Source organism: Frankia sp. CcMO1, assembly GCF_977945845.1.
Genome location: NZ_CDWTMG010000040.1, coordinates 17729 through 27858, shown reverse-complemented (window position 1 = coordinate 27858; position 10130 = coordinate 17729). Strand labels below are relative to the sequence as shown.

At 71.0% G+C, this 10130-nt stretch carries 7 protein-coding genes; 2 read left to right on the top strand and 5 right to left on the bottom strand.

Annotated features, from left to right (window positions below; all coding sequences use genetic code 11):
• Positions 1-41: 41 nt before the first annotated feature.
• The 5 genes from AC08OU_RS08025 to AC08OU_RS08005 form a co-directional block, all read right to left on the bottom strand.
• The gene (locus AC08OU_RS08025; protein WP_476600371.1) at positions 42-2597 is read right to left on the bottom strand and encodes an FHA domain-containing protein; all 2556 of its coding nucleotides are present in this window, start codon (positions 2595-2597) and stop codon (positions 42-44) included.
• 830 nt (positions 2598-3427) lie between these two features.
• Complete coding sequence (locus AC08OU_RS08020) at positions 3428-4597, bottom strand: LmeA family phospholipid-binding protein (RefSeq protein WP_476600369.1); 1170 nt, start codon at positions 4595-4597, stop codon at positions 3428-3430.
• A gap of 272 nt (positions 4598-4869) precedes the next feature.
• Positions 4870-5676, bottom strand: coding sequence for an SDR family NAD(P)-dependent oxidoreductase (locus tag AC08OU_RS08015; protein ID WP_476600367.1), 807 nt, complete (start codon positions 5674-5676; stop codon positions 4870-4872).
• A gap of 65 nt (positions 5677-5741) precedes the next feature.
• The gene (locus tag AC08OU_RS08010) at positions 5742-5897 is read right to left on the bottom strand and encodes a hypothetical protein (RefSeq protein WP_462186483.1); all 156 of its coding nucleotides are present in this window, start codon (positions 5895-5897) and stop codon (positions 5742-5744) included.
• Positions 5898-5948: 51 nt separating this feature from the next.
• Positions 5949-7586, bottom strand: a complete 1638-nt coding sequence (locus AC08OU_RS08005; RefSeq protein WP_476600365.1) for an FAD-binding oxidoreductase — start codon at positions 7584-7586, stop codon at positions 5949-5951.
• Positions 7587-7747: 161 nt separating this feature from the next.
• On the opposite strand from AC08OU_RS08005, the gene AC08OU_RS08000 reads away from it, so the two are divergent.
• Both AC08OU_RS08000 and AC08OU_RS07995 read left to right on the top strand, forming a co-directional pair.
• Positions 7748-8374, top strand: coding sequence for a TetR/AcrR family transcriptional regulator (locus tag AC08OU_RS08000; protein WP_476600363.1), 627 nt, complete (start codon positions 7748-7750; stop codon positions 8372-8374).
• A complete protein-coding gene (locus AC08OU_RS07995; protein ID WP_462203144.1) occupies positions 8371-10074 on the top strand; it encodes a glycerol-3-phosphate dehydrogenase/oxidase in 1704 nt (567 codons plus the stop codon). The genes AC08OU_RS08000 and AC08OU_RS07995 overlap by 4 nt, the downstream gene beginning before the upstream one ends.
• The last annotated feature ends 56 nt before the right edge of the window (positions 10075-10130 follow it).

The window sequence follows — 10130 nt, the reverse complement described above, 5'->3', positions numbered from 1 at the left end:
AGATCCACGGCCAGCCCCGGGACGTACTTCCCAAACAGGCCCTAGTGGGGTGGGCCGCTGACCGGTGCGGCGGTGGCGCGTTTGACGGTCTTCGGGTCCATCCGGCGGATCAGGAAGGAAGTAATGATCACGAGGAGGACGCCGACGACGAGACCGGCGACGATGTCGGTGAGGTACGCCGAGGCGCTGTGGTCGAAGAAGGGGTCATCGACGACCTTCGGGTTCACCGGCTTCTGGTTGTCTGGCCGTAGCACGCCGGCCAGGGTGATGCGGTTCAGGTCACCGACCGAGGCCATCGACGCGAAGCCCCAGCGGGCCGGCGCGATGTAGCTGATCTGCTCCAGACCGGGCGTGCCCTTCACCGGCACGATGCCACCGCTGAAGATGAGCTGGGCCATGGTGATCAGTACCAGGAGCGGCATGGTCTTGTCCGCGTTGTCGACCATCGCCGAGATCACCAGCCCGAGCATGGCCGACGCGAGCGAGACCACAATCACAGCGATGAGCAGTTCGAGCAGGGCGTTCCCGAGCACGACACCCTTGTCCGGCGTTCGCCCGGCAAGACCGATCAACGTGAACGGGATCGCCTGGGCGACAGTGATCATAACAAGAACGAGGATCTTCGAACCGACATACGCGGTCCGAGACAGACCGATGGCTCTCTCTCTTCGGTAGATCGCCCGTTCCTTGACGATCTCTCTGACCGAGTTCGCCATTCCCATGAAACAGGCACAGAGAACCATGATCAAAAGAACTGTCGGGGCATCCGAGTTCGGCGAGAACTGTTTGGCCTGTTCGGCCGTGAGATCAAAGTTCCCGCCGATGGCCCTGGGTATCAGCCCGAGCAGGAACGGGAAGGCGATAATGAGCCGCAGGTATGACTTGTCGGATGCGACGACGGCCATTGTTCGTCGGCTCAGCGTCACAAGCTGCGAGATCACCGACTGCTGCCGCAGCGAGGGCAGCTCCTCGGGAGCCGGCCGGGCCGACGGAGCAGTGATCGAGGCGGGCACGTAGTACCGCGAGTTGCGGAACTTGGCGGCCGACTCGGCCCCGGGCGTCGCCTCCAGGGTGAGGAAGACGTCCGGGTAGTCCCGCTTGCCGAAGAAGGGCAGCGCGTCCTGCGGCGGACCGAAGTAGGCCACGTAGCCGCCGGGTGCGAGGACGAGGATGTAGTCGCACAGGTCGAGCTGGGCGACGCTGTGGGTGACCACGACGACCGTCCGGCCGTCGTCCGCGAGCTTGCGCAGCGACTCCATGACGTTCTTGTCCATGCCCGGGTCGAGGCCGGAGGTCGGCTCGTCGAGGTAGAGCAGGGTCGGCCGGGTCAGCAGCTCCAGGGCCACCGAGGTCCGCTTGCGCTGGCCGCCGGACAGCCGGGAGACCTGGGTGCTGGCGTGCTGGGTGAGGCCCAGCTCGGCGAGCACCTCGTCGACCCGGGTGCGCCGCTCCGCCTTCGTGACGTCCGGCGGGAAGCGCAGCTCGGCGCCGAACTCGAGTGCCTTGCGGACGGTGAGCGAGGTATGCAGCAGGTCCTCCTGCGGCACGTAGCCGATCCGGCGCCGCAGTTCGTCATACTCTGAGTAGAGGTCCCGGCCGGCGTAGCGCACGGTGCCCTTGTCCGCGGGGCGGAAGCCGGTGAGCGCGTTGAGCAGCGTCGACTTACCCGCCCCGGACGGCCCGACGACGCCCAGCAGCGCCCGGCCGGGCAGCTTGAACGTCATGTCGTGCATGAGCTGCTTCTGACCGGCCCAGACGTTCAGGGCGTCGGCCTCGAAGCTGACGTCACCGGAGTCGATGTACTCGACGAGCTGGTCGCCCTCGAGCTGGAAGACGTGGTGACCGACGGCGATGACGTCGCCCTGGCCGACGGACGCCCGGTTGATCCGACGACCGTTGACGAACACGCCGTTGGCGGAGTCGAGGTCGGCGATCTGCAGGCCGGACCGGCCGATGTAGAGCTCGGCGTGCCGGCGGGAGGCAAGCAGGTCGGTGATGACGATGTCATTGTCACGGGCACGGCCGATCGACATCGTGCCCGGGCGCAGCCGATAAGTGGTTCGCCGCTCGTGCTCCTGCTCGAGGCTGGTGACGCCACTCACCCGTTCGTCCCGACCCTGGTCGTCGTAGTCGTGCCCGCGCTGGGACGGATCGGTCGGCCCCTGATGCGAGGTCCCGCGCCCACCCCTCGAGGAGCCCGTGGGTCGTGGCGGAGAGTAACCGGCAGCATTGGGCAGCATCGTCTGCATGTCGTAGCCGGGGTCGTACTCCGGCTCGTCCAGCGGCCTGCGGCCTTCCGGCACCTGGGGATGGATGACAACCTCGGGCCCGGTCGGAGTGCCGAGACGAAGCCGCACCTCACCGTGCACCGGGACGGTCTCGGGCATGCGCTGCCCGTCGATCCAGGTGCCGTTGGAACTGATGTCCCGAACGACCCACCCGTTGCCGGTCTGCTCAAGGAGGAGATGGCGACGGGAGACCCGGCTGTCCGCTATGACGTAGTCGGCGGTCCGGGCACGGCCGATGATGAACTGCGCCTCGGCCGGCACGGTAGCCGCACCGGCCTCGGTGACGACTCTCAGGAAGGTCGTCTGCACGTGTTTCCCCCTTCGCGACGGGACGCTGGCCGGGATGTCCCGCCGAACTCCACCTTGTCACTACGTTGTGCGGTGTCACTACGCTGTGCGGTTTTACCAGGTACTGCGGTGTCATCATGGCGCGCCGGGTCACCACCTCGCGCGGCCACTCGAGCCGCCGGATCACGCCGGATGCCCGATCGTAGCGTCGAGGGATGACCTTGATCCATCCCGGGTGACGATTTACCACCAGCTGAACGGCGATCGTTGCCGTCGCGTCGACTTCCGGGCATCTCTCGGGTTCCTGCCGCCTCATGATCGGTCGATTTACCGGTTACCCTGCACGAAACCTTCCGGGCCACGTCACCCTGAGTGGTCAGATCGTCTCGATGACCGTGCCACGGAAGCTCGGTGACCGTGCCCCGGAAGCGACGACGATGACGCATGTTCCCGTCCGGCACCCTATGAGAATGATGGTCGACGGTCCCCGACAGTGGCATCTGTCGCCGATCCGACCAGCGGCTGCAGGCCTCGGCGGCACCCGGGACGCACGCCACGGAAGTGGACGATCAGCCAACGGACGGCCACCGGAAATCGGCTGATGAAACGCCGGGAGGTGCCGCGCGTCGAACGATCGTCGACAGGTTAACGTACTCCGCGGGAAGGTCGACGTACTCCGGGAAGGACCTACTCCGGGGAGAGAGGGGCCATGGGCGGCCTCGACCGGATCCGATCCGGGCCCTGACCGCGGGGAGGGCGGTCGGTACGGCTCGACCACCGCGCGCGAGGCATTCCGGGTCGGCGCAACTGTGGCGGAAATCATGTCAGGGCTCAGGACCGCCACTCAGGGCTCAGGACGCCGGGAGCACCACGTCCTCGGCAGTCGCGGTGAGTGAGAGACCGGTCGCGTTCGTGGATGCCTCGACGATGCGGAGATGGAATGGCAGACCGGAGATCGGGATCGGGATGGACGGCAGAAGTTCTCCGGGGACACTGAATCCGAGGTTCACAGCTCCGGTAAGCTTCACCTCACTCGGCACCAGGGTGAGCATGTTGTTCCGGACCTCGAACGTCGTGATCCCACCGACCTGCTGGGTACCCAGCACCGGCACGTTGACGGTGCCAGTCACCTCGATCTCCTTTCCCCCGTCGACCGGCTTCACCTGCACCTGCTGCCCGGCGAGGTAGGCGTTGAGGTCGTTGTAGGTCATATCCACAGTGGCCCGCACGTGATCGACGGGCACCTGCCCGACATTGTTGGTGATGGCATCACCGAGCGGTACGTGTACACCCTTCAGATTGGCCTTCACCGACGAGATCTTCGGGCCCGGCGTCGGGATGCCCTCGATCTCTACTCCGATGTTGGTGAACTTCCCGAACAGGACCTGGGTAAGGAACGGGAATCCGCCGATGCTCACGCTCTTGACCGTCGGGATGGGATCACCCGGCTTGATGTTCTCGGCCACGCCGGCCTCGACCTGCTGGCGCATCTGATCCTTGGCTATCACCACGCTGACCCGGTCGCCCACGACGAACAGGACGATCAGGGCGACCAGCGCGATGAGCAGTTTCCGGCGCCGGCGACGCAGCTTGACGGGCACGGCGGGCGTGCCGCCGCTTGGCGCCACGGCGAATCCCTCCGGGCCTCTACCGCCCCCGCCGGCGGCGCCGGGCAGCCGATCATGGGGTCCGCCGCCCTCGCGGGCGGTGATGTTCCCCATCCCCGTGGTCCCGGGCGCCGCACCCAGGACCGCGGTGCCGTCGTAGCCACCCTGAGCGCCGGAGCCGGCCCACGGGTCATAACCGGCCGGCGGCTCATAACCAGCCGGCGGGTCACCCCTCCGGGTCGGCGCGGCCGGCCGCGCCGGCCGGAACGAGTCCGCGGGCGGCGGTGGTCCCACCGGGGCGCCCGGACGGGCCGGCCTGTTCTGGTTCGCGGGCCGCGTCCCATCACCGTCCGGAGGCATCACATGGGTGCTGTCCGCAGGCTGCTGCCCATCACCGTCACGTCCGTCGTTCACCGGTCCATCTCCTGCCATGCCGCGCCGGAGCACGCCGTCGCCCTGTCGATGTCCGCCTGGCGGTTGTCCTGTGCCTGGCCCTGCCGGATCGTCGCATGCTCCGTGCCTTCCGCACGGCCGCGGGTCCGATCATCCATGCGACATCGGTGTCGGATCCCCGACTTGACCGACCAGACCGGGCAAACCAGATACCATCGGCCACCGCCCGGAGCATGATCCGCCAGCCATCACCGGCCGTCACCCATGTCACCAGCGTCACCGCCGCCACCAGCTCACACCTCCAGCGGGAGCTGCGCCACCGGAGTGTCCCGTCTAGCCGACGCGAGCCGGAAAACGTCGCCACGCGGGGCGGCGAACGCCTGCCAGAAGTGGTCCGCGACCACCCCCGGACGTAGCGGGCCCGCAGCGTCCACCCTGCCGTCGAGAACCACCGTGCGCAGCCGGACACCCCGCGCGGCCAGCATCGGCCGTACCGCATCGGCGAGGGCGGCGAGGCCTGCCTTGCCGATCGCCAGCGCGAACCGGCCGGCCACCGGCTCGGTGCGCGATCCGGCCGTGGTCAACAGGATGGTCGCGGCCGGCCGGTCCACGAGGAGGTCTGCCGCCACCTGCACCGCGGTGAGCGCGCCCGTGACGTTCACCGCAAGAGTCTGGTTCATCGTCTCGGCCTTCACCGTGAGGGCGCCGCCGCGGATGCTGAGCTTGGCGTTGTAGACAAGCACCGTCAGCCCCCCGACGTCGGCCGCCACCCGCTGGATGGCCGTGGTGAGGGCCAGCTGGTCGGTGACGTCGGCGACGGCGCCGTGCACCGCCAGGCCGTCCTCGGCGAGCTCGTCCCTCACCCGGGTCAGCGTGTCGGCGGACCGGGAGACGACTCCCAGGGCGAACCCCTCCCGGCCAAACCGGCGCAACAGGTCGGAACCGAAGCTCGCCCCCGGTCCCACGACGACGAGGCCGCGGGTCGCCGGGGCGAACTCCGGGTCCCCGGCACGGTCCCCGGCATGGTCACGATCACGGTCGACGCCACCGCCCGGCCCGCCGGGGTAACCCGGAGCCGGCTCGCACGGTCCGGTGCTCATGGCCTCATCCTGACGGAGACGCTGTCCGGACATCCCGGGGATCGACGGAACGCCCGGCCCGGTCTTCAGGGGTGGGCCCGCTGCTCCCGGGCGGCCTCGACGGCCGCCCGGGCCCGCAGCGGCGCGCAACGGTGGTAGGCCCAGCCCAGGGCCGCACCGACGATGACCACCGGGATCAGCAGGAAGAACAGGACAACCACACAGGCGGCAATGGTCTCCACACCCTTGGCCTACCCAGGCTCCCGGGTCGACCCGATGCGCCCGGTAGTGCCTCAGGCGACGAGAACCCCGGGGTTGAGGATGCCGGCCGGGTCCAGTGTCCGTTTGACCGCCCGGAGCACCTCGACACCAAGATCGCCGATCTCGGCGCCGAGCCAGGGCCGGTGCTCCGTCCCGACCGCGTGGTGGTGGGTGATCGTGCCGCCCGTGGCGACGACCGCGTCCGTGGCCGCGGCCTTGGCCGCCCGCCAGCTCCCGATCGGGTCGTCGCCCTCGCCGCAGACGACGGTGAAGTAGAGCGAAGCCCCCGTGGCGTACAGATGAGAAATGTGGCACATGACGACCGGTGCCAGGCCGGCGGCGGCCAGCGTCATGGTGAGCGCATCTCGGACGGCCGCGTACAGCCCGGGCAGCGCCGTCCAGAATCCCGCCGTTTCCAGGGTCTCGGCGAAGATGCCCTGGTCCAGCAGCGCGTCGCGCAGGTAGGGCGCCCGGAACCGACCCTGCTCCCAGTCCTGGCCGGCCGCCGCGCCGAGCCGTTTGGCGCCCCCGGCGAGCAGGACGGCAGCGACCGCCGCGGAACGCTGTTCCACCGCGCGATCGTCGCCTTCGTAGCCGGTCACCAGGTAGCAGCCGACGACGCCGCCCCCGCGCTCGCCGCCCGACCGGGTCGGCCGCGCGAGCCCCGCGACGGTCTCCGTCTCGTCGGACAACCGGCATACCGTCGGCCGCAGGTCGCGGGCGGCGAGTGAGCGCAGCAGCCGGGTGCCGGTCGCGAAGTCGGGCACCGACCAGGCCTCGTAGCCGCGCCGGGCCGGCAGCGGCCGGACCCGGACCACGACCTGGGTGATCACCCCGAAGGCGCCCTCGGAGCCGAGTAGCAGCTCCCGCAGGTCCGGTCCGGCGGCCGACGCCGGGGCGCGGCCGAGCTCCCAGCCGCCCACCGGCGTGGCCACCCGCAGGCCGACGACCAGGTCGTCGAACCGGCCGTAGCCCCCGGATGCCTGACCGCTGGACCTGGTCGCCGCGTAGCCACCGATAGTGGCGTACTCCCAGGACTGGGGGACGTGCCCGAGCGTGAGACCGTGCTCGGCCAGCAACGCCTCGGCCCGGGGGCCCCGCAGCCCGGCGCCGAGCTCCGCGGTGCCGGAGTCGGGATCCACCCGGCCGAGCCGGTCCAGCCGGGCGAGGTCGAGGGCGACGGCGGCACGGTCGCCACGCTCGGGCGGCGCAAGGCCGCCGACGACCGAGGTACCGCCCCCGAACGGCACGACCACGAGGTGCTCTCTGGTCGCGACCCGCAGCACGCCGAGCACCTCGTCATGATCGGCAGGCCGGACGACCGCGTCGGGCGCGGCGGAGGCATCCCCCGCCCGCAGGTGCAACAGGTCGGTCGTCGAGCGGCCCCGGCAGTGCCGGATGCGCGTGACATCGTCCACCCGGACCTCGTCGTCCCCGACGACCTCCGCGAGCGCGGCCCGGGCCGGATCCGGCAGCCGCGACGCGGGCAGGCGTACCTCGGCGAGCGGGACGGGCGGGCGAGGACGGGCGGGAATGCCGAGCCGAGCCAGCAGAAGGCGGGTGGAATCGGGCAGTGGGTCATGCGCCTCGGCGGGGCCCCAGCCCCACCAGACTGATTCGGCCGGGACGATCTCACGGGCTTTCTCGTGGGCCTCGTCGGTGCTCGTCATCGGCGTGCGTACCGCCTGTCCGATCCGGTGGTGCCTCGGTAAAATCTCTTGCGAGACAGTGTGACAGCCAACGTCACATTGTCACAAGGTCTCATCCTACGATGGCACATCCCGCGCGGCGGCGCCGCTCCCCGCGCCCGTGGCGACGGGAGGGAGGGAGGATGGCTCTCGCCGGCGAGGAGGCCGTCCTCGACGCGGCCAAGGCGTCCCTGCTGGCGGTCGGGGTCCGGCGGACCACCCTGACCGAGGTAGCGCGCCGCGCCGGAGTGAGCCGGATGACCCTCTATCGACGTTGGCCGGACCTGCGCTCGCTGGTCGGTGATGTGATGACCCGCGAGTGGACCCAGGTCGTGACGGCCGCGTCGGCCATGGCCCAGGCCGGGCCGGACGGCGGGCTGCTCGACGGCGGGCTGCTCGACGATCTCGTCGAGCACATCATCGCGACGGTGGAGGCGTTCCGCACCAACCCGCTCTATCTGCGGATTATCGAGACGGATCCCGAGCTGCTGATCCCGTACCTGATCGAGCGACGTGGCGCCACCCAGCAGATGATCCTGGACCTGCTGGCGAGCCAGTTCCGCACCACCGCGGCGAACGGCGCCGTGCGGCCCGCGGACCCGTCGGCGCTGGCCCTCATGGTCCTGCTCGTCGTGCAGTCCTTCGTCCTGTCCGCCGAGGCCCTCGGCGGCGGTGTCCCCGCGGCGACCCGGACCGCCGAACTGCGCCGGCTCCTGCGCGGCTACCTCGCGCCGGAACCGGTCAAGGAGAGCACTGGGGGATCACCATGACGGTTCTGACGCTCCGGCCGACCGCGGCGACCTCGTTGAACGCCGGGCGGCGGGAACGGGAGCTGGCCGCCGTCGCGGCCGGCGGCCCGGTGGACCTGCTGGTGATTGGCGGTGGGGTCACCGGGGCCGGGGTGGCCCTGGACGCCGCCTCCCGCGGCCTGTCCGTCGTCCTCGCCGAGGCGCACGACCTCGCCTTCGGCACGAGCCGATGGAGTTCCAAGCTCGTTCACGGCGGGCTGCGTTACCTGGCCACCGGAGACGTGGCGCTGGCGCGGGAGAGCGCCGTCGAACGCGACATCCTGATGCGGCACACCGCGCCCCATCTCGTGCGGGCGCTGCCCATGCTCACCCCGCTGACCCCGGGAGTACCGCGGTCGAACGCCGCGCTGGTCCAGGCCGGGGTGTGGCTCGGCGACCTGCTGCGCCGCGGCGCGGGCACGCCCCGCGCGGTCCTGCCCGGCCCACGCCGGCTGACCGCCGTGGAGACGCTCGGGGTGGCTCCCGCGCTCCGGGAAGCCGGGCTGCGCGGCGGGGTGCTGCACTGGGACGGCCAGCTCGTTGACGACGCCCGTCTCGTCGTCGCGCTGGCCCGGACCGCCGCCGGATTCGGCGCCCGGATCCTGACCCGGCTGCGGGTGACCGGCCTCGACGGCCTCGGCGGCGGCAGCAGCGCGGCGCGTGCCCTCGGCACCGGATCCCACGGCAACCGTGCCGGCACGGGCCGGCACGGTTGCCGTGGGATCGAGGCGACCGCGGTGGACACCCTCACCGGTACCCGGATCACCCTGCGTGCGCGGACGGTGGTCAACGCCACCGGCGTGTGGGCGCCGGACCTGGCGCCGGGGATCCGGCTGCGGCCGAGCCGCGGCACCCACCTCGTGCTGCGCTCCACCGTCCTGGCCGGGACCCGCGCGGCGCTGTCCCTGCCGATGCCGGGTGAACGGAACCGGTTCGCGCTGGTGCTGCCCCAGGACGACGGCCGCGTCTACGTCGGGTTGACCGACGTGCCGGTCGAGGAGGTCGTCGACGTCCCGGTGCCCGACGAGGACGAGATCGCGCAGCTGCTGGGCATCGTCTCGAACGTGCTGGCCACCCCCATCGACCCGGCGGACCGGCTGGGCGCCTTCGCGGGCCTGCGCCCCCTGCTCGACACCGCCACCGACCACACCCCTACCGACCACACCGCCGACGCCCGTACCAGCGCCGCTCGTACCAGCGCCGCCCGCACCGCCGATCTCTCCCGGCGGCACCTGGTGCGGACCGACCCGGGCGGCCTGGTCACGGTGGTCGGCGGCAAACTGACGACCTATCGACGGATGGCCGCCGACGCGGTGGACGCCGCCGTCGCGGTGGGCGACCTCGACGCCGGCCCCTGCCGTACCCGGCGGCTCGGCCTGGTCGGTGCGGCACCTCGATCGGTCCTCGCCACGGTGGCCGCGCCGCGCCGTCTGGTCGAGCGGTACGGGACGGAGGCACCGAGGGTGCTGGCCCTGGCCGACGGCGACCCCGACCTGCTGGCACCCGTCGCCGAGGGGACGCCGGTCACCGGCGCGGAGCTGCTGTTCGCGGTGCGGGACGAAGGCGCGCTCGACCCGGCAGACCTGCTGGATCGCCGGACGCGCATCGGGCTGGCTCCCGCCGACCGCCGGGCAGCCCTGGGCCCGGCCCGGCAGCTGTTCGACCATACGCTGACGCGCTAAGGACCAGCACCGCCGAGGAACCAGCACCGCTGCGAGTGCTGCGGGATCGGGGGCGG